Consider the following 17,924-nt stretch of genomic DNA (forward strand, 5'->3'; position numbering starts at 1 on the left):
GGAGGAAGCCTGCCACGAGGCACCGACAGCGAGTGGCCATTTCCACCCGCTGAGCGTGCTACGGTATACGCCGGTTCGTGCGCAGGCACGAGTTTGAGCCCCCGTAGCTCAGGGGATAGAGCACCGCCCTCCGGAGGCGGGAGCCGAGGTTCGAATCCTCGCGGGGGCGCCATCCGAATTTCCGGACCAGCGCAGCACACCATCGACACGAAGGCAGTCTGTGAGCGAACAGCCGGCACCCGCCGACGTCTCTTCGTCCGCAACCGGCAAAACCACTGCGCTGACCCTGACCGAGCGACCGCTGATCATCATCTGGGCGGTCAGCCGCCTGCTCACCCTCGCGATCTGGGCCTTCCTGTTCCAGCACGTGATGGGTGACGTCAACTACTACTGGCGCAAGCTCAACATGATGGGCCAGGTCGGTCTGGACAACACCCTGATCGAGTACCCCACCCCGGTGGTCGGCCTGCTCGGCATCCCCTGGCTGCTGGGTGGGGCCAGTCAGTACTTCTATGTGGCCTTCTTCATCTCCGCGATGCTGATTCTGGACGGCTGGCTGTTCGGCACCCTGATGCGCCGCCGCGGCGACAACCGGTGGGCCACCTGGGTCTGGATCCTCACCGTCCCGGCCCTGGGCCCGCTCAGCCTGCTGCGGTTCGACATGATTCCGGCGGTGCTGGCCGGGTTCGCGCTGCTCTGGTACCACAAGCGGCCGACCGCCTCCGGCGCCCTGATCGGCCTGGGAGCCGCCACCAAGCTGTGGCCCGCCCTGTTGCTGGCCGGGCTGTTCGCCGACCGCACCAAACGCGTCGCCTCGCTGATCGGCTTCGCCACCTGCGGCTTCGGGTTGGCGCTGTATTCCTTCATGGTCGGCGGCTGGCAGCGGCTGATTTCGCCGTTGACCTGGCAATCCGACCGGGGCCTGCAGGTCGAATCGGTCTGGGTGGTGCCGGCCATGATCGACCGGTTGCTGCGCCCGGATCAGTACCGCATCGAGATGTCGAAGTACCAGGCCTTCGAGGTTTTCGGCCCGCTGACCGACCCGATGCTGACCGTTGCCACGATCTCCACCGTGCTCGGTGGGCTTTTCATCATCGCCCTGACGATCCGCGCCTGGCGGTCGGCCGGCTTCGACATCACCGCCGCCGCCTGGGTGATGCTCGCGGTGACCGCGGTGATGATCGTCACCAACAAGACGTTCAGCCCCCAGTACATGCTGTGGCTCGCCGGGCCCGCGGCGGTGTTGGTGCTGGGGGTGCCGAACCGGCGCCGCGGGTTGACCCGTGAGCACCGTTCCCGGCTGATCGCCGGCATCGGAGTGGTGCTGCTCAGCGCCCTCACCCAGGCGATCTATCCCTTCCTGTACGACGCCTTGATCCTGAACGGTGCGCCGGGCGCCGCGACGGTGATCGTGGTGATTCTGCTCGCGATACGAAACGCCGCGATTCTGGCCGCCACCGGGTGGGTCTGCGTCCAAGCATGGAAGACTGTTCGCCAAGGCGGTACGACAAGCAGACCACCTGTCGCGGTGGGCTAGTCTTGCCACCGGCAGGTTCGACTGCATCCATACAACTGCATCCAACCCAAACAAGCACGGAAGAAGGCGATTGTGGCCCCCGCCCACGATGGATCCTCGGACAGCGACTTCGGCGCCAATGACTGGCTGATCGAGGAGATGTTCGAGAAGTATTCCCAAGATCCGACCTCGGTGGACCCGACCTGGCAGAAGTTCTTCGCCGGACGCGCTCCGGAGACTGCCCAGCAATCCAGTTCCAAGGCGGCACCGCCTCCCGCTGCCAAGCCTGCCCCGACCGCCAAGCCCGCCTCGAAGCCTGCCGCGCCCGCGGCCAAGCCCGCCCAGCCGGCGGCCCAGCAGAAGGCCCCGGCGAAGCCGACCGCCTCGACCGCCGACGGTTCCAGCCGTAAGTCGAGCGTCGAGCCGCCGAACAAGGTGAAGGACGCCCGGCCGAGCAAGCCGGGTACCTCCGGCGGTGTGCCCGCCGATCCGCCCTCGCCCTCGCAGCGCCCGGCCGCCGCCAGCACCGAGGCCACCAAGACGACCCTGCGCGGCGCCCCGATGCGCACCGCCCGCAATATGGAAGCCTCGCTGGTCGTGCCCACCGCCACCAGCGTGCGCACCGTGCCGATGAAGCTGGTGATCGACCAGCGCACCCTGATCAACAATCACCTCAAGCGCGCTCGGGGCGGCAAGGTCTCCTTCACCCACCTGATCGGCTACGCCGTGGTGCAGGCGGTCAAGTCGGTGCCGGCGATGAACAGCTCGTATGAAGAGATCGACGGCAAGCCGACCTTGGTCACCCCCGGCCAGATCAACCTCGGTCTGGCGATCGACCTGACCAAGCCCGACGGCACCCGCCAGTTGCTCGTGCCCTCGATCAAGGACGCCGGCAATCTCGACTTCGCCCAGTTCTGGAGCGCTTACGAGGCCCTGGTCAACAAGGCCCGCAGCAACTCGCTGACCCTGGACGACTTCGCCGGCACCACCGTGTCGCTGACCAACCCCGGCCCGATGGGCACCCACCACTCGGTGCCGCGACTGATGTCGGGGCAGGGCACGATCGTCGGAATGGGCTCCATCGCCTACCCGCCGGAGTTCGAGGGCGCCGACGCCGAGCGGCTCGCCGAGATGGGTGTGGGCAAGATCTGCACCCTCACCTCCACCTACGACCACCGGGTGATCCAGGGCGCACAGTCGGGTGAGTTCCTGAACCGGATCCACCAGTTGCTGCTGGGTGCCGACCGATTCTGGGACGACATCTTCCGCTCGCTGCGCGTGCCGATGATGCCGGTGCGTTGGACCACCGACATCTCCGCCCACCGCGACGACAAGATCTCGAAGCAGGCCCGGGTGCTGGAGCTGATCAACTCCTACCGCACCCGCGGCCACATCCTGGCCGACATCGACCCCCTCGAATACCACGAGCGCGGCCACGTCGACCTCGAGACCGAGACCCACTCGCTGACCCTGTGGGATCTGGACCGCGAGTTCGCCACCGGTTCCTTCGGCGGCGCCGACAAGCCGTTCATGAAGCTGCGCGACATCCTCGATGTGCTGCGCGACTCGTACTGCCGCACGATCGGCATCGAGTACATGCACATCGTCGATCCGCACCAGCGCCAGTGGATCCAGCAGCGCGTCGAGCAGCCACACCAGGACCTGCCGCGCGAGGAGCACCTGCGCATCCTCGACAAGCTGAACGAGGCCGAGATCTTCGAGACCTTCCTGCAGACGAAGTTCGTCGGGCAGAAGCGGTTCAGCCTCGAAGGTGGCGAGTCCGCCATCGTGTTGCTGGATGAGATCTGCGATATGGCCGCCAAGAACGGGCTGGACGAGGTCGCGATCGGCATGCCGCACCGCGGTCGGCTGAACGTGCTGGCCAATATCGTCGGCAAGTCCTACGGCCAGATCTTCCGGGAGTTCGAGGGCAATATCGACCCGCGCACCGTGCAGGGGTCGGGCGATGTGAAGTACCACCTGGGCGCCGAGGGCAAGTTCGTCGCCCTGGACGGCTCCACCGTGCTCACCTCGGTGGCCGCGAACCCCTCACACCTGGAGGCGGTCAACCCCGTCCTGCAGGGCATCACCCGGGCCAAGCAGGACGTCCTCGACCGCAGCTACGAGTTCCCGGTGCTGCCGATCCTGATGCACGGCGATGCCTCCTTCGCCGGCCAGGGCGTGGTGGTCGAGACCCTGCAGATGTCGCAACTGCGCGGCTACCGCACCGGCGGCACGATTCACGTGGTGGTCAACAACCAGGTCGGCTTCACCACCTCGCCGACCGAGTCGCGCTCGTCCTACTACGCCACCGACGTGGCCAAGACGATCAACGCCCCGATCTTCCACGTCAACGGTGACGACCCCGAGGCCTGTGTGCGGGTGGCCCGGCTGGCCTTCGAGTTCCGGCAGGAGTTCAACAAGGACGTCGTCATCGACATGGTCTGCTACCGCCGCCGCGGCCACAACGAGGGTGACGACCCCAGCTTCACCCAGCCGTTGATGTACGACCTGATCGAGAACAAGCGGTCGGCGCGCAAGCTCTACACCGAATCGTTGATCGGTCGTGGCCTGATCTCGGTGGAGGACGCCGAGGACGTGTTGAGCCGCTTCCAGCACCGGCTGGAGTCGGTGTTCAAGGAACTGCGCGACGACGCCGACAACGGTTTCGACGAGGAATACCAGCGGGTGCCGGCCTACCCGACCAAGAGCAAGTACGACCAGTACACCGCGATCTCGATGGAAACCATGAAGACCATCGCCGACGCGTTCGTGAACGTGCCCGAGGGCTTCACGGTGCACCCGAAGGTGCTGCCCCAGTTGCAGCGCCGTTCGGCCGCGATCACCCAGGGCCCGATCGACTGGGCCACCGCCGAGCTGCTGGCCATCGGTTCGCTGCTGATGGACGGACGTCCGGTGCGCCTCACCGGCCAGGACTCGCGCCGCGGCACCTTCAGCCAACGCTTCGCCGCGGTGGTCGACCGGGTGACCGGGGAGTCGTGGGTGCCGCTGAAACACCTCAGTGACGACCAGGGCAAGTTCCAGGTCTTCGACTCGCTGCTCAGCGAGTACGCCGCGATGGGCTTCGAGTACGGCTACTCGGTGGCCCGTCCGGACGCGCTGGTGCTGTGGGAGGGCCAGTTCGGTGACTTCGCCAACGGCGCGCAGACGATCATCGACGAGTTCATCTCCTCGGGTCAGGCCAAGTGGGGCCAGCTCTCCGGTGTGGTGCTGCTGTTGCCGCACGGCTATGAGGGTCAGGGCCCGGACCACTCCTCGGCCCGGATCGAGCGTTACCTGCAGTTGGCGGCCGAGGACGCTCTGGCGGTGTGCGTACCGTCCACCCCGGCCAGCCACTTCCACCTGCTGCGCACCCACGCCCGGGTGAACTGGCACCGTCCGCTGGTGATCGCCACCCCCAAGTCGATGCTGCGCAACAAGATGGCGGTCTCGATGCCGGAGGACTTCACCGACGGTTCCTGGCAGCCGTCGCTGCCCGACCCGACCATCACCGATCCGAGCAAGGTGCGCACGGTGCTGATCTGCTCGGGCAAGGTGCGCTGGGATCTGGTGGCCGAGCGCAAGAAGCTCGGCAAGGAGGACGAGGTCGCGATCGTGACCCTGGAGCGGCTCTACCCGCTGCCCACCGACTCGCTGCTCGAGGTGATGCGGCCCTACGCCCACGTCACCGATATCCGGTTCGTGCAGGAAGAGCCCGAGAACCAGGGTGCTTGGCCGTTCCTGCAGCTGAACCTGATTCCGGCGCTGCAGGAGAAGGGGCCCGAGCGCGACTGGACCATGCGCGGTATCTACCGTCCGGCGTCGTCGGCGCCGTCGGTGGGCACGATCAAGGTGCACACCGACCAGCAGAAGGCGTTGTTGGGCGAAGCCTTCGGGGACTGATGTATTTCACCGATCGCGGTATCGAGGAACTGTCGGCCAGGCGGGGAGAAGAGGAAGTCTCCTTCGCCTGGCTGGCGGAACAATTCACGTTCTTCGTCGACCTGAACCCCGAATTCGAGGTGCCGGTCGAACGGTTGGCCACCTGGCTGGCCCGACTGGACGACGACGAGGACGAGTAACCGAGGCAGACCCGCCGCAGTTACTTCCGCCGCTTGGAGCGTTGTTCTTCCCGCCGCTGCCGATCTTCCTCGCGCCGGCGCAGCGCTTCGGCCCTGGCTTCGGCGGCCTCGTCGAGTTCTGCCTGCGGAATCATGATCCGGGTGGTGGACGGATGCAGCACACAGACCAGCACCACCACCGACGCCACCGCCAGGCCGATCCCGATCGCGAACGAGAGCGGGGTGGCCATGCCGGTCAGGAACGACCAGGCCACCGGCAACTGCACCAGGCCGAAGGCCGCGGCCGGCCCGCGCGACCAGCGCCGCCCCTGCCACAGCCCGCGGCCGATGAACACCATCACCGCGGTGTAGAGCAGCAGCATGATCGTGGTGCCCACACCGACGACAGCCCGGTGCCACTGGATCGAGAAGGCTTCGGCCACCGCCAACAGCACGGCTGCCGCACCCAGCACCCACAGCACGATGGCGGCAGTCTGCAACTGCTTGGAGGCGGGCGGACCGAGGGTGGGCATTGCCTCAGCCTACCGTGACCGACGGGGTCGGACGTCTCGGATATCAGCGCCTGCAGTGATCCCGCTCACACCCAATTTCACGGGCTTCGGAACCGGCACTAAGCGGGTGAGCAAGCCTTTGCCGACCGGTGAAATCGGGGCTCCGGTGTCACATCCGTCCCACCTGCACCGATTTCGTCGCACGTCAATCCCTCGTTACAGTATGTGGGAAACTCGGGTTTTTGTGACGTAACCGTCGCCCGGGGGTCTTGTGTTGGCTTGCAACCCTTGCTTAGCTTAGTGCGCCGACCCGACCCGTCGGATTCCGTGGCAGCGACGGCACGGAATACGCAGAGTGGGATCGGCCCCCCCCAGGTAAGGAGTACGAGTCAGTATGGATTGGCGCCATGAGGCAGCCTGTCTGGAAGAGGATCCGGAGCTGTTCTTCCCGATCGGGAACACCGGCCCCGCCCTCCTGCAGATCGAAGAAGCCAAAAAGGTGTGTATGCGCTGCGACGTGCGCGAGGCATGCTTGCAGTGGGCTTTGGAGGCCGGGCAAGACCATGGTGTGTGGGGTGGGCTGAGTGAGGACGAGCGTCGCGCCCTGAAGCGTCGCGCCGCCCGCAGCCGCGTTCGCAGCGCCTGACCCGCACTCCTGCACACCGTTAACTCCGTCCGGGGCTAACTGTCGCGCCTCGGCTGTTCGTCGGGGTCCACCTGTCGCCGTCCGGCGCCTCGCGGTATCCGGATGATCGCCGCACTCCCCCGGTCCTCCCGGGGCACGAGTTCGAAGGTGCCGTCCAGATCGGTCACCAGACTGCGCACGATCGACAGGCCCAGACTGGTCAGCCGGTCGGTGGAGAAGTCCGGGGGCAGCCCGCGCCCGGCGTCCAGCACCGCGACCTCGAGCCATTCGTCGTTGCCGTCGGCCTGCACGATCACCTCGCCGGGTTCACCGGCCAGGCCGTGTTCGATCGAGTTCTGGCACAGTTCGGTGACCACCAGCGACAGGGCGGTGGCCGAACCGGCCGACACCGACCCGAAGCTGCCCTCCCGGCGCACCCGCACGCCGGGGCCGGCCACATCGGAGACCATCTTCATCACCCGGTCGGCGACGTCGTCGAAGGTCACGTCCTCGTCGTAGCTCTGCGAGAGCAGTTCGTGCACCGCCGCGATCGCGGCCACCCGCGACATCGCCTCACCGAGGGCCTGGCGCGATTCGGCCGCTTCCATCCGGCGCGACTGCATCCGCAGCAGGGCCGCCACGGTTTGCAGGTTGTTCTTCACTCGGTGGTGGATCTCGCGGATCGTCGCGTCCTTGGTCACCAGTTCGCGTTCCTGGCGCAGGATCTCGGTGATATCGCGCACCAGCAGCACCGCTCCGACCGACACCGATTCGGTCGCACCCTCGGGCAGTTCGCGCAGCGGCAGCAGCCTGGCGCGCAGCCCGACCTGGGGCTGTTGGACGGTGAACTCGCGCACCTGCCGGCCCCGGATCAGGGCCAGCGCATCGACATTGCGCTCGGGCATCGCCTGGTCGAAGAGTTCCTGGGCGGTGATGTCGAGCAGATCCTGGTTGTAGCCGAGTCGGCGGTAGCTGGAGACCGCGTTGGGGCTGGCATAGATGACGTTGCCCATCGCGTCCAGCCAAATCAGCCCGTCGCCGACCCGCGGGGAATGGCCGGGGTGGAAGGGCGCGCCGGCCATCGGGAACTCGTCGCGGCCGATCATCTCGATCAGCAGCCCGGCGATCTCGACGTAGGAGTCCTCCATCGCGCCCAGGGCGCGCACGGCGATCCGGTTGGTGTGTTGTTCCAGGATCGCGATCACCTGCCCGTCCAGGGTGATCGGGCGGGCGTGGATGTCGACCGGGATGCCGGTGGAGAGCTGGTTGTTGCTGGTGACCACTTCCTGTTCGGACAAGAAGGCCTGCACGACCAGTTCGTCGGGTTCGTAGGCGATCGATTCGCCCACGACATCGTCCAGCACCGCGGTGGCGCCGGTGGTCGGACGGATCTGGGCCACCGCCCACATGATGTGTGGGTCCTCGTCGGGCACCCACAGGACCAGATCGGAGAACGCCAGGTCGGCCACCAGATGCCATTCGCGCACCAGCCGTTGCAGGTGTTCGACCTGATCGGGTGTCAAACGGTTCTGTTCGGTCAGCAGCCGCGTCATCGACGGCATCGCAACCTCCCGTACCCGGCCACTTTTCTCCGATCGTCGATTTTCCGGCCCCGCTGTGAATCGTGGCACAATGGTGCGCTGTGCCGGTCGTTGGCCGGAGGTATCACCCATGAGGAGGCCCACATGAGCAAGCGTGGACGTAAGCGTAAGGCCCGCCGCAAGAACAAGGCGAACAGCGGCAAGCGCCCCAACGCCTGAGTATTGCGATCAGTGACAGGCCCTCTCCCCTCACGGGGACGGGGGCCTGGCCTGTTTCGTGATCGAAATCGTGGTGATCCGCAGGCTGGCCACCACCCGGTCGCGCAGGTCGGCCGGCGCCTCACAGCGGCAGCTGCGCTGCACCACGGCCCGGACGGCCATCTGGTAGTCGAATTCGTCGAGGCACTCGGCGCACACGTTGAGATGGTGGCGCACCTCATCGGCGTCGAGTTCGGCCATCTCCGAATCCAGGAACTCGAACATCTTGCGCAGCGCGGCGGTGCAGTCGATCTCTTTGTTCACTGGGTCACCCCACTTCGCAACAGGCCCTGTTCGCGGACGTGGTCGGCCAACAGTTCGCGCAACTGCTTGCGGCCCCGGTTCAGCCGACTCATCACCGTGCCGATCGGGGTGTCCATGATCTCGGCGATCTCCTTGTAGGAGAAACCCTCCACATCGGCCAGGTAGACCGCAAGCCGGAAGGTGTCGGGAAGCTGATGCAGGGCATCGGTGACCGCACTGTCGGGCAGTTGGTCCAAGGCCTCCATCTCGGCCGAGCGCAGACCGACCGAGTCGTGGTCGGCGGCGCGGTGCAGTTGCCAGTCCTCAACACCTTCACCGTCCGATACCTGCGGCTGACGCTGCTTCTTGCGGTAGGAGTTGATGTAGGTGTTGGTCAGGATCCGGTACAGCCAGGCCCGCAGGTTGGTGCCGGGGGTGAACTGTCGGAACGACTGGAAGGCCCGCAAATAGGCATCCTGGACGACGTCCTCGGCATCGGCGGGGTTGCGGGTCATCCGCAGGGCGGCGCCGTACAACTGATCGAGGTAGGGCATTGCGTCGCGCTCGAAACGTTCGGCGAGTTCGGCGTCGGTTTCGTCCTCGACGGGTTTCGCCTCGACGGCTGTTGCTTCGTCGGGCGTGGTGGTGTCGAGCTCGGCGTCATGCTCGCCGGCTCGGCCACCGGTGGGTGAATCAGGCTCAACGGGCAGGTTCATCACATACGAGAGTACCGCTGATTGCCGATCGGCGCGGTCTTCGGTGATCACCATGCCCGATACAACACCGTGGTGGGCCCCCACTATTCCCGCCCCGAGCCATTGATCGGGCCGTCGTTTTCCCCGTCGGTTCAGGGCAGGGCGATCTCCTCGATCAGGTCGGCACCGTCCTCGCCGACCTTGTTGACCCGACGCGACACCGGATGGGCCGTCAGCAGCCCGGTCATCGCGGCACTGCGCTCGCGCAGCATCAACTCGGCCTCGGGGCCCTCGGTGTTCAGCCAGTCGGAGTAGTCCTGTGGCTCCAACAGCACCGGCATCCGGTCGTGCAGATGCCCGATGTCATCGGCCGCCTCGGTGGTGATGATCGCGCAACTGGGCAGCCACGCCTGCGGGTGATCGCCGGGCAGCGATTCGTCGCGCCACCATTCGTAGATACCGGCGGTAGCCGCGGGCGCGCCGTCGCGGCGATGCAGGAACCACGGCTGGCGCACCTGCTTGCCGGCTTCGGTGGCCGCCCGCCATTCGTAGTAGCCGTTCATCGGCACGATGCACCGTCGGGTGGCGAAGGCCTTGCGGAAACTGGGCTTGGTCGTGATCGTCTCGGCGCGGGCATTGATCAGCGGGGCCCGGGTGCCGGGGCCCTTCGACCAGGACGGCACCAGCCCCCAGCGCACCACCCGCAGGGCCCGTCCGGGTTCGTTGCGGCGGGTGGTGATCACCGCGATCGGATCGGTGGGCGCGATATTCCAGCGCGGTGGTGGTGGCTCGCCGGTGACCTCCTCGACGCCGAACTGCTCGACCAACTCGGTCAGGTCGGCAGCGGCTGCGTAGCGACCACACATGCGGGGCATTGTGACACGGTCGGGCAGGAACCGGGAGGGGACTTACCAATCGGGTGACCCTGTGTTGTCCACAGCCCCGCGAACCGGTAGAAAGATAGGTATGAGCCTCTTGCGATTCGTTGCCCGATCCATGCTTGCCAGCGTCTACGCCGCACGCGGCGTTCAGGCCGTTCGCGAGCCCGAGTCCCAGGTGCCGACCGTCCAACCGATCGCCGACACCGTGGTGCCGATGGTCAAGCGGTACGCCCCGGCCGAGGTTGCCGCCTCGATCCCCAATGACACCGCGAGCCTGGTGCGGCTGGGCGGTATCGCCCAGATCGCCGGTGCCGCGATGCTGGCCACCGGCAAGGGACGCCGTCTCGGCGCCACCCTGCTCGCGGCCTCCTCGCTGCCGCGCACCATCGCATCCAGCCCCTTCGGTGGCGGCGCGGCGAACAACGACAGCTTCCTGGGCAATGTCTCGCTGCTCGGCGGGGTGCTGCTCGCCTCGCAGGACACCGAGGGCAAGCCTTCGCTGGCGTGGCGCGCCCAGGCCGGTACCGAGCGGCTGGGCGACCAGACCCGCAAGGCCAAGAAGCGCCTGACCAAGGAAGCCAACAAGGCGAAGAAGGAAGCCCGCAAGCAGGCGAAGGCCGCCCGCAAGGCCCTGACCTCTTGAGAGGTACGTCGATCTGTTGTGACCTCCAGTCGTAACCCCCGGCCACGTCGAGCCCTGGATTCGGCGTGGCCCGCACCCATCGCCGAACAACGCGTGCATGCCACGGTGTCGGTGCCGGGCTCGAAATCCGAGACCAACCGGGTGTTGCTGTTGGCAGCCCTGTCCGACGGCCCGTCCACGGTCCGCGGCGGACTGGACGCCCGCGACACCCGGTTGATGCGTGCTGCCCTGCGGCAGTTGGGGGTGCAGATCGACGACTCCGGTGCCGAATGGCACATCACCCCGCCGCAGCAGTTGCACGGCGACGGGATCATCGACTGCGGGCTGGCCGGCACCGTGATGCGGTTCGTTCCCCCGCTGGCCGCGATCAGCGAGGGCGCGATCCTGTTCGACGGGGACGAGGCCGCACGCTCACGGCCGATGCGCCCACTGATCGATGCCCTGGCCGATATGGGCGCAGTGATCGATCAGGTCGACGGGCTGCCCTTCGCGGTGCTCGGACGCCCCGATCTGCCCGGCGGTGCGATCCGGATCGACTCGAGCACCTCCAGCCAGTACATCTCCGGGCTGCTGCTGGCCGGGGCGCGCTACGCCCGCGGCGTCGACATCCAGCATGTCGGCCCGAAGCTGCCGTCCCGTCCGCACATCGACATGACCGTGGCGATGCTGCGCGAACGCGGCGTGGTGATCGACGATTCCCACCCCGACCGGTGGATCGTGGCCCCGGGGCCGATCCGGGCGATGGACACCGTGGTGGAGCCAGACCTGTCGAATGCGGCACCCTTCCTGGCCGCCGCGGCGGTCACCGGTGGCTCGGTGACGGTCACCGACTGGCCGGAACACACCCACCAGCCCGGCGGCCTGCTGAGTGAGATCCTGCCCCGCTTCGGTGCCCACGTGGAACTCGACGAGCGTGGCTTGACCGTCACCGGCGGGCACAGCCTGCACGGTGCGGGCGAACTCGACCTGACCGCGGCCAGCGAGCTGACGCCGGTGGTGACCGCGATCGCCGCCCTGGCCGCCGGCAACACCCGGATCACCGGGGTGGGTCACATCCGGGGGCATGAGACCAACCGGTTGCAGGCCCTGCATGATGAACTAACCGAACTCGGCGGGCACGTGATCGAGAACAACGACGGCCTGTCGGTGCATTCGCGGTTGCTGCACGGCGGGGAGTTCCGCTCCTACGACGACCACCGGATGGCCCATTGCGCGGCGGTGCTCGGCCTGGTCGTCGACGGCATCACGATCGACGACATCGGTTCGACCTCGAAGACCATGCCCGACTTCCCGCAGCGCTGGCTGGACATGTTGGCCCAGTCGGAGCAGTGGCTGGATGCCGAATCCGCGGCCGAAGAGGCGGCCGACGAACCGGAAGGCGCTCGGTGAGCGATCGCTGGGAGGACTACGACGAAGACCCCGAGGCCTTCGACCGTCCCCGGCGCAGTCGGCCCCGCACCAAGGACCGGCCCGACTATTCCCAACTGCCGATCGGCATCGTGCTGGGCATCGACCGCGGCCGCTACCACTGTTTGACCAACGGCACCCGGGTGACCGCTGCCAAGGCTCGTTCGCTCGGCCGCAAGGGGGTCATCGTCGGTGATTGGGTGCGCCTGGACGGCGATGTCTCCGGTACCGAGGGCACCCTGGCCCGGATCGTCGAGGTACTCGACCGCACCACCATCCTGCGTCGCACCGCCGATGACGACGACCCCTACGAACGTCCGGTGGTGGCCAATGCCGACCAACTGGTGATCGTCACCGCCCTGGCCGACCCGCCGCCGCGCACCGGCATGATCGACCGGATCCTGGTGGCGGCCTACGAGGGCGGGCTGGAACCCCTGCTGTGTCTGACCAAGGCCGACCTGGCCTCCCCCGATGAGCTGATCGCGGCCTATGCGCCCCTGGACGTGCCGATCGAGGTGGTGCAGATCGGGGTCGACCCGGCCGGAATGCGGGAACGCCTGGCGGGCCGGATGTCGGTGTTCATCGGCCACTCCGGGGTGGGCAAATCAACCTTGGTCAATGCCCTGATTCCCGACGCCGAACGCGCGGTAGGCCACGTCAACGTGGTCACCGGACGGGGCCGGCACACCTCCACCTCGGCCGTGGCCCTGCCGTTGCCACCGATCGAGGGACACCGGGACGATCCCGGCTGGGTGATCGACACCCCCGGGGTGCGGTCCTTCGGGCTCAGCCACGTCACCCCCGAACGGATCTTCGCCGCCTTCACCGACCTGGCCCCCTTCGCCGCCGACTGTCCCCGTGGCTGTACCCACGAGGCCGGCGCCCCCGATTGCGGGCTCGACGCGGCCCTGGCCCGCGGCGATGCCACCGAAGCCCGGGTCGAGTCGGTGCGGCGTATTCTGGCCGCCCGAACCGCCCAGGAGGACTGGGCCTGAGTCGGTCGCACTGGCTGGTGAACCTGATCGCGGGAGTTGGCCGGCAACCAGTAGGGTCGGAGCCATGACGGGTGAAGATCTGCGCTTGGCGCACACTCTGGCCGATCAGGCCGACGCAATCACGATGGAACGGTTTCGGGCGGTCGACCTCGAGGTCACCACCAAACCCGACATGACACCGGTCTCGGACGCCGATACCGCCGTCGAGGACGCGATTCGCGCCACCCTCTCGCGTTCTCGTCCCCGTGATGCGGTGCACGGCGAGGAGCGTCAGGACACCGGCAGCGGGCCGCGCCGCTGGGTGATCGACCCGATCGACGGCACCGCGAACTTCGTCCGCGGGGTACCGGTGTGGGCGACCCTGATCGCGCTGATGGAGGGCGACGAGGTGCTGGTCGGGGTGGTCTCGGCCCCCGCGCTGAGCCGGCGTTGGTGGGCGGCCAAGGAATCGGGTGCCTACACCGGACGATCGCTGTCGGCGGCGCGTCCCTGTCAGGTCTCGCGGGTCGGCTCGATCGCCGATGCGTCCCTGTCGTACTCGTCGCTGCACGGCTGGATCGAATCCGGCCGGGGCCAAGGGTTCGTCGACCTGATGCGCGACTGCTGGCGCACCCGGGCCTACGGTGACTTCTGGTCGTACATGCTGGTCGCCGAGGGGGCGGTCGACATGGCCGCCGAACCGGAGTTGCAGCTGTACGACATGGCCGCCTGCTCGATCGTGGTGACCGAGGCCGGTGGCCGGTTCACCAACCTGGACAATGCCCCCGGCCCGGTCGGGCCCGGGGCGATCGCCACCAACGGCCTGCTGCATGATGCGGTCGCCGACCGGCTGGCCTTGCCCGAGGACGAGCACCACGAACCGACCGTCCAGATCTGAACGGTTGCAGTTGCCGGCTGAGCCGTCGACCGCTCAGTTGTTGACGGTGGTGAGCCGGACGGTTTCCGGCAGCGCCAACAGCGCCTCGACGGCCGTCTTCGGCAGGTCGCCGGCCAGGTCGGTCACCACGTAACCGAGCTCACCGCGGGTGGCGAGCTGTTGCCGGTCGATGTTGACCTGGGCGTCACCGAAGACCTGGTTGATACCGGCCAGCACACCGGGCACGTTGCGGTGCAGATGCAGTACCCGGCAGTGCGAGATGTCACCCCCGACACCCACCTCGGGCAGGTTCACCGACATGACCGTCGACCCGGTCTGGACGTAATCGCGCAGCTTGCCGGCCACGAAATGGCCGATGTCCTGCTGGGCCTCCTGGGTGGAGCCGCCGATGTGCGGGGTCAGGATCACATTGTCCAGGCCCTGCAGGTAGGACTCGAAGGAGTCCCCGTTGGCCTTGGGTTCGGTGGGGAAGACGTCGATCGCCGCCCCGGCGAGGTGACCCGACATCAGCGCGTCGCGCAGCGCCTCGTGGTCGACCACGTTGCCGCGGCAGAGGTTCAGGAACAGGGTGCGCGGGCGCATCCGGGCGAACTCGTCGGCACCGATCAGGTTGGTATTGGACGGGCGGCCGTCCACGTGCAGCGAGACGGTTTCGACCTTCTCGAGCAGTTCATCCAGTGATCCGCAGCGCTGGGCGTTGCCCAGGGCGAGCCGGTCGACGATGTCGTAGAAGTACACCCGCATCCCGATCGCCTCGGCCAGTACCGACAGTTGGGTGCCGATATTGCCGTAGCCGACGATGCCCAGGGTGCGGCCACGCACCTCGTGGGAGCCGGTGGCCGACTTCAGCCAGTTGCCGGCGTGCAGGGCCTGGTTGCGTTCCGGAATCCGGCGCGCCAGCGCGATGATGTGGCCGATCACCAGTTCCACCACCGAGCGGGTGTTGGAATAGGGGGCGTTGAACACCGCGATGCCGTGTTCGGTGGCCGCCTCCAGGTCGATCTGGTTCGTCCCGACGCTGAAGGCACCGACCGCCGACAGTTGCGGGGCTCGGGCCAGCACCTCGGCGGTGACCTGGGTCTTCGACCGGATGCCGAGCAGGTCGACCCCGTCGAGGGCCTCGATCAACTCGTCCTCGTCGAGGGCTCCCTTGCGGGTTTCCACCTGGTAACCGCGCTGTTCGAGCAGGGTGGCGGCGTCGTGATGGATGTTCTCAAGTAGCAGTGCACGCACCCGCTCATCGTAGCCGCGGAATTGCTGCCAGAAGTTCACGGGTGTATTCGTGACCGGGCTGGTCGTAAATCTGCTCGATCGGGCCCGATTCGACGATCTCGCCGCGACGCAGCACCGCCACCGAGTCGCAGACATGGCGCACCACTTGCAGGTCGTGGCTGACGAAGACCGTGGTCAGGCCGTATTCGGCGACCAGGTCGGTGAGCAGATTGAGTACTTGGGCGCGCACCGACACGTCCAGGGCCGAGACCGGTTCGTCGGCCAACAGCACCCTGGGACGGGGCGCCAGGGCACGGGCGATGGCGATGCGTTGCCGCTGCCCCCCGCTGAACTCGTGCGGGTACCGTCGGGCCGAATCTGCCGGCAGACCGACCTCGTCCAGCACCTGGGTGAGCCGGCCCGCAGCGTCCCCGACCCCGGTGCGTCCGCGCAGCAACCGGGAGCGCAGCGGTTCGGTGATGATGTCGCCGACCTTCATCCGGGGGTTCAGCGATGAGCGGGGGTCCTGGAAGACCACCTGCACCTCCGCGCGCAGAAAGGCCAACCGGCGTTCCGGCAGATGGTCGATGCGCCGGTCGTCGAACCGGATCTCCCCGGAGGTCGGATGGTCCAGGGCGGCCATCATCCGCAGCAGGGTGGACTTGCCCGAACCCGACTCCCCCACGATGCCCAGACGCTGCCCCGCGGCCAGGTCGAAGCTGACGTCGCGCACCGCGTGGGTGGCGCCGAAGATGCGGTTCACCGCCTCGAGTCGATACACCGGCGTCATGTCTGCTCCCGGTTCCAGAAGTCGCCGACCACCGGCAGTCTGCTGCCCGGGGCGACCCGGTCGAGCCGCGAGGTGGCCACCAGACCCTTGGTGTAGCTGTGTTGCGGGTCATCGAAGACCTGCGCGACGCTGCCCTGCTCCACGATCCGGCCGTCGAGCATCACGGCGACCTTGGAGCACACCTGGGCGACCACGGCCAGGTCGTGGCTGATGAACAGGCAGGCGGCCCCGTCGGCGGCGAGCACCTCGTCCAGTACCCGCAGCACCCGGGCCTGCACGGTCACATCGAGGGCGGTGGTCGGTTCGTCGCAGATCAGCAGGTCGGGGCTGTTGATCAGTGCCATCGCCAGCACCACGCGCTGACGTTGTCCGCCGGAAAGCTGATGTGGGTAGGAGCGCACGATGCGCTCCGGTTCGTCGATACCGACCCGTTCCAGCATGTCGATCACCTCGCCGCGGCGTTGGGTGCGGCCGACCTTGGGGCGGTGCAGTTCGATCACCTCGGCCATCTGCCGGCCCACCTTCATGGTCGGATCCAGAGCCGTCATCGGTTCCTGGAAGACCATGCCCATGGCATCCCCGCGCAGCTTCGACATCTCCCGGTCGGAGCGGCCCAGCAGGGAGCGTCCGGCCAGCAGCACCTCGCCGGTGACCCGAGCGTACTCGGGCAGCAGACCCATCACGGCCAGGGCGGTGACCGATTTGCCCGAGCCGGATTCGCCGATCAGGCCGAGGCGTTCACCCTCGGCGATCTCGAGGTTGACCTCGATCACCGCGGGGGGCCGGTTGCCGAAGGCGACGCACAGGTCGCGTACTTCCAGGGCGGTCATCGGCCCTGCTCCGCCCGGACGGTGGATTCGCGCAGGCGCGGATCCAGCAGATCCCGAAGCCCGTCACCGAGCAGGTTGAAGCCCAACACGGCACCGGCGATGGCCAGGCCGGGCAGTACCGCCACCAGCGGGTCACCGCTGAACACGTACGCCTGGGCGTCCTTGAGCATCCGGCCCCAGGTGGGGGTTTGCGGTGGGGTGCCCAGGCCCAGGTAGCTCAGCGCGGCCTCGGCCAGGATCGCGATGCCGAAGGAGACCGAGGCCTGCACCCCGATCACCGGAGCGATGTTGGGGGCGACGTGCCGCAGCGCGATGCCCAGCCGTCCGGTACCCGACGAGCGGGCGGCGAGCACGTATTCGGAGGCCATCACCTGCAGAGTGGCGGCTCGGGCCATGCGGGTGAAGGCCGGAATGGAGGCGATCCCGATTGCGGTCATCGCCGTCCAGGTCGAGCCGCCGAAGGTGGCCGCCAGCAGGATCGCCAACAACAGGGCCGGGAAGGCGTAGAGGATGTCTGTGGCGCGCAGTACCAGCGACGAGACCCAGTTCTTGCTCATGCCGGCGAAGACCCCGAGCGGTACCCCGATCACCGCGGCGATCGCGACGGCGATGATGCCGACCAGCAGGCAGATCCGGGCGCCGGCCATCAATCGGGAGGCCATGTCGATGCCGAAACCGTCGGTGCCGAGTACGTGCGGCCATCCCGGTGGCAGCAGTCGCTCCGAGGGTCGCACCTGGGTCGGGTCGAAGGGCGTCCAGAACAGTGACACCAGCGCGGCCAGCACCACGATCGCCACCAATGCGGCACCCAGCCACAGGGTGAGGCGTTTCAGGCTCC

Annotated in this window: 18 protein-coding genes and 1 tRNA gene; 10 read left to right on the top strand and 9 right to left on the bottom strand. The window is 67.5% G+C overall.

The features are described from left to right. Nucleotides 1-97: 97 nt before the first annotated feature. The 4 genes from ACR4XW_RS10615 (at nt 98) to ACR4XW_RS10630 (ending at nt 5,598) form a co-directional block, all read left to right on the top strand. Nucleotides 98-172: transfer RNA gene (locus ACR4XW_RS10615), tRNA-Arg, on the top strand. 48 nt (nt 173-220) lie between these two features. Further along, on the top strand, nt 221-1,537 hold the full coding sequence (locus tag ACR4XW_RS10620) for a glycosyltransferase 87 family protein (RefSeq protein ID WP_434760532.1): 1,317 nt from the start codon (nt 221-223) through the stop codon (nt 1,535-1,537). A gap of 72 nt (nt 1,538-1,609) precedes the next feature. Further along, on the top strand, nt 1,610-5,419 hold the full coding sequence (locus tag ACR4XW_RS10625) for a multifunctional oxoglutarate decarboxylase/oxoglutarate dehydrogenase thiamine pyrophosphate-binding subunit/dihydrolipoyllysine-residue succinyltransferase subunit (RefSeq protein WP_434760533.1): 3,810 nt from the start codon (nt 1,610-1,612) through the stop codon (nt 5,417-5,419). Continuing rightward, nucleotides 5,419-5,598 carry a DUF6104 family protein gene (locus ACR4XW_RS10630; RefSeq protein WP_434760534.1) on the top strand — a complete coding sequence of 60 codons (180 nt, stop codon included), beginning with the start codon at nt 5,419-5,421 and terminating at the stop codon, nt 5,596-5,598. Before ACR4XW_RS10625 ends, ACR4XW_RS10630 begins: the two co-directional genes overlap by 1 nt. Nucleotides 5,599-5,618: 20 nt before the next feature. On the opposite strand, the gene ACR4XW_RS10635 is transcribed toward ACR4XW_RS10630, so the two are convergent. Continuing rightward, nucleotides 5,619-6,110, bottom strand: coding sequence for a hypothetical protein (locus ACR4XW_RS10635; RefSeq protein ID WP_434760535.1), 492 nt, complete (start codon nt 6,108-6,110; stop codon nt 5,619-5,621). 373 nt (nt 6,111-6,483) lie between these two features. Between ACR4XW_RS10635 and ACR4XW_RS10640 the strand changes: the two genes are divergently transcribed. After that, on the top strand, nt 6,484-6,735 hold the full coding sequence (locus ACR4XW_RS10640) for a WhiB family transcriptional regulator (RefSeq protein WP_434760536.1): 252 nt from the start codon (nt 6,484-6,486) through the stop codon (nt 6,733-6,735). Nucleotides 6,736-6,770: 35 nt separating this feature from the next. On the opposite strand, the gene ACR4XW_RS10645 is transcribed toward ACR4XW_RS10640, so the two are convergent. After that, nucleotides 6,771-8,276 (bottom strand): sensor histidine kinase, encoded by a 1,506-nt coding sequence (locus tag ACR4XW_RS10645; RefSeq protein ID WP_434760537.1) that lies wholly within the window; start codon nt 8,274-8,276, stop codon nt 6,771-6,773. A gap of 123 nt (nt 8,277-8,399) precedes the next feature. Here ACR4XW_RS10645 and ACR4XW_RS10650 point away from each other — a divergent pair, with 123 nt between their 5' ends. Next, entirely contained in the window at nt 8,400-8,474 is a 75-nt protein-coding gene (locus ACR4XW_RS10650) for a 50S ribosomal protein bL37 (protein WP_434760841.1), read from the top strand. A gap of 30 nt (nt 8,475-8,504) precedes the next feature. Here ACR4XW_RS10650 and rsrA read toward each other — a convergent pair whose 3' ends face one another. From rsrA to ACR4XW_RS10665, 3 genes are all read right to left on the bottom strand, one after another. Beyond that, nucleotides 8,505-8,777 (bottom strand): mycothiol system anti-sigma-R factor, encoded by a 273-nt coding sequence (gene rsrA, locus ACR4XW_RS10655; protein ID WP_434760538.1) that lies wholly within the window; start codon nt 8,775-8,777, stop codon nt 8,505-8,507. Beyond that, on the bottom strand, nt 8,774-9,472 hold the full coding sequence (locus ACR4XW_RS10660; protein WP_434760539.1) for a sigma-70 family RNA polymerase sigma factor: 699 nt from the start codon (nt 9,470-9,472) through the stop codon (nt 8,774-8,776). Before ACR4XW_RS10660 ends, rsrA begins: the two co-directional genes overlap by 4 nt. A gap of 131 nt (nt 9,473-9,603) precedes the next feature. Next, on the bottom strand, nt 9,604-10,326 hold the full coding sequence (locus ACR4XW_RS10665) for an SOS response-associated peptidase (protein ID WP_434760540.1): 723 nt from the start codon (nt 10,324-10,326) through the stop codon (nt 9,604-9,606). A 91-nt stretch (nt 10,327-10,417) separates the two neighbouring features. On the opposite strand from ACR4XW_RS10665, the gene ACR4XW_RS10670 reads away from it, so the two are divergent. From ACR4XW_RS10670 to ACR4XW_RS10685, 4 genes are all read left to right on the top strand, one after another. After that, nucleotides 10,418-10,975, top strand: a complete 558-nt coding sequence (locus ACR4XW_RS10670; RefSeq protein ID WP_434760541.1) for a DoxX family protein — start codon at nt 10,418-10,420, stop codon at nt 10,973-10,975. Between the two features lie 18 nt (nt 10,976-10,993). Further along, entirely contained in the window at nt 10,994-12,364 is a 1,371-nt protein-coding gene (gene aroA, locus ACR4XW_RS10675; protein WP_434760542.1) for a 3-phosphoshikimate 1-carboxyvinyltransferase, read from the top strand. Further along, on the top strand, nt 12,361-13,377 hold the full coding sequence (rsgA, locus tag ACR4XW_RS10680; protein ID WP_434760543.1) for a ribosome small subunit-dependent GTPase A: 1,017 nt from the start codon (nt 12,361-12,363) through the stop codon (nt 13,375-13,377). Before aroA ends, rsgA begins: the two co-directional genes overlap by 4 nt. Before the next feature lie 64 nt (nt 13,378-13,441). Further along, entirely contained in the window at nt 13,442-14,254 is an 813-nt protein-coding gene (locus ACR4XW_RS10685; RefSeq protein WP_434760544.1) for an inositol monophosphatase family protein, read from the top strand. A gap of 33 nt (nt 14,255-14,287) precedes the next feature. Here ACR4XW_RS10685 and serA read toward each other — a convergent pair whose 3' ends face one another. From serA to ACR4XW_RS10705, 4 genes are read right to left on the bottom strand one after another with little or no spacing between them, the layout of a single operon-like run. Further along, entirely contained in the window at nt 14,288-15,487 is a 1,200-nt protein-coding gene (gene serA / locus ACR4XW_RS10690) for a phosphoglycerate dehydrogenase (RefSeq protein WP_434760545.1), read from the bottom strand. 4 nt (nt 15,488-15,491) lie between these two features. After that, complete coding sequence (locus ACR4XW_RS10695; RefSeq protein ID WP_434760546.1) at nt 15,492-16,256, bottom strand: ABC transporter ATP-binding protein; 765 nt, start codon at nt 16,254-16,256, stop codon at nt 15,492-15,494. After that, complete coding sequence (locus ACR4XW_RS10700) at nt 16,253-17,086, bottom strand: ABC transporter ATP-binding protein (RefSeq protein ID WP_434760547.1); 834 nt, start codon at nt 17,084-17,086, stop codon at nt 16,253-16,255. Before ACR4XW_RS10700 ends, ACR4XW_RS10695 begins: the two co-directional genes overlap by 4 nt. Further along, nucleotides 17,083-17,919, bottom strand: coding sequence for an ABC transporter permease (locus ACR4XW_RS10705; RefSeq protein ID WP_434760842.1), 837 nt, complete (start codon nt 17,917-17,919; stop codon nt 17,083-17,085). Before ACR4XW_RS10705 ends, ACR4XW_RS10700 begins: the two co-directional genes overlap by 4 nt. Between the last annotated feature and the right edge of the window lie 5 nt (nt 17,920-17,924).

Origin of the sequence: Pseudenemella bisphenolivorans, from assembly GCF_051133435.1 — a bacterium.
Taxonomy (GTDB): domain Bacteria; phylum Actinomycetota; class Actinomycetes; order Propionibacteriales; family Propionibacteriaceae; genus JAAYAO01.

Excerpts from the sequence above, each read along its gene's own strand:
- ACR4XW_RS10630 (WP_434760534.1), top strand. The coding sequence starts at position 5,419 with ATGTATTTCACCGATCGCGGTATCGAGGAACTGTCGGCCAGGCGGGGA.
- ACR4XW_RS10635 (WP_434760535.1), bottom strand. The coding sequence starts at position 6,110 with ATGCCCACCCTCGGTCCGCCCGCCTCCAAGCAGTTGCAGACTGCCGCC.
- ACR4XW_RS10640 (WP_434760536.1), top strand. The coding sequence starts at position 6,484 with ATGGATTGGCGCCATGAGGCAGCCTGTCTGGAAGAGGATCCGGAGCTG.
- ACR4XW_RS10645 (WP_434760537.1), bottom strand. The coding sequence starts at position 8,276 with ATGCCGTCGATGACGCGGCTGCTGACCGAACAGAACCGTTTGACACCC.
- ACR4XW_RS10660 (WP_434760539.1), bottom strand. The coding sequence starts at position 9,472 with ATGAACCTGCCCGTTGAGCCTGATTCACCCACCGGTGGCCGAGCCGGC.
- ACR4XW_RS10665 (WP_434760540.1), bottom strand. The coding sequence starts at position 10,326 with ATGCCCCGCATGTGTGGTCGCTACGCAGCCGCTGCCGACCTGACCGAG.
- ACR4XW_RS10670 (WP_434760541.1), top strand. The coding sequence starts at position 10,418 with ATGAGCCTCTTGCGATTCGTTGCCCGATCCATGCTTGCCAGCGTCTAC.
- ACR4XW_RS10685 (WP_434760544.1), top strand. The coding sequence starts at position 13,442 with ATGACGGGTGAAGATCTGCGCTTGGCGCACACTCTGGCCGATCAGGCC.
- ACR4XW_RS10695 (WP_434760546.1), bottom strand. The coding sequence starts at position 16,256 with ATGACGCCGGTGTATCGACTCGAGGCGGTGAACCGCATCTTCGGCGCC.
- ACR4XW_RS10700 (WP_434760547.1), bottom strand. The coding sequence starts at position 17,086 with ATGACCGCCCTGGAAGTACGCGACCTGTGCGTCGCCTTCGGCAACCGG.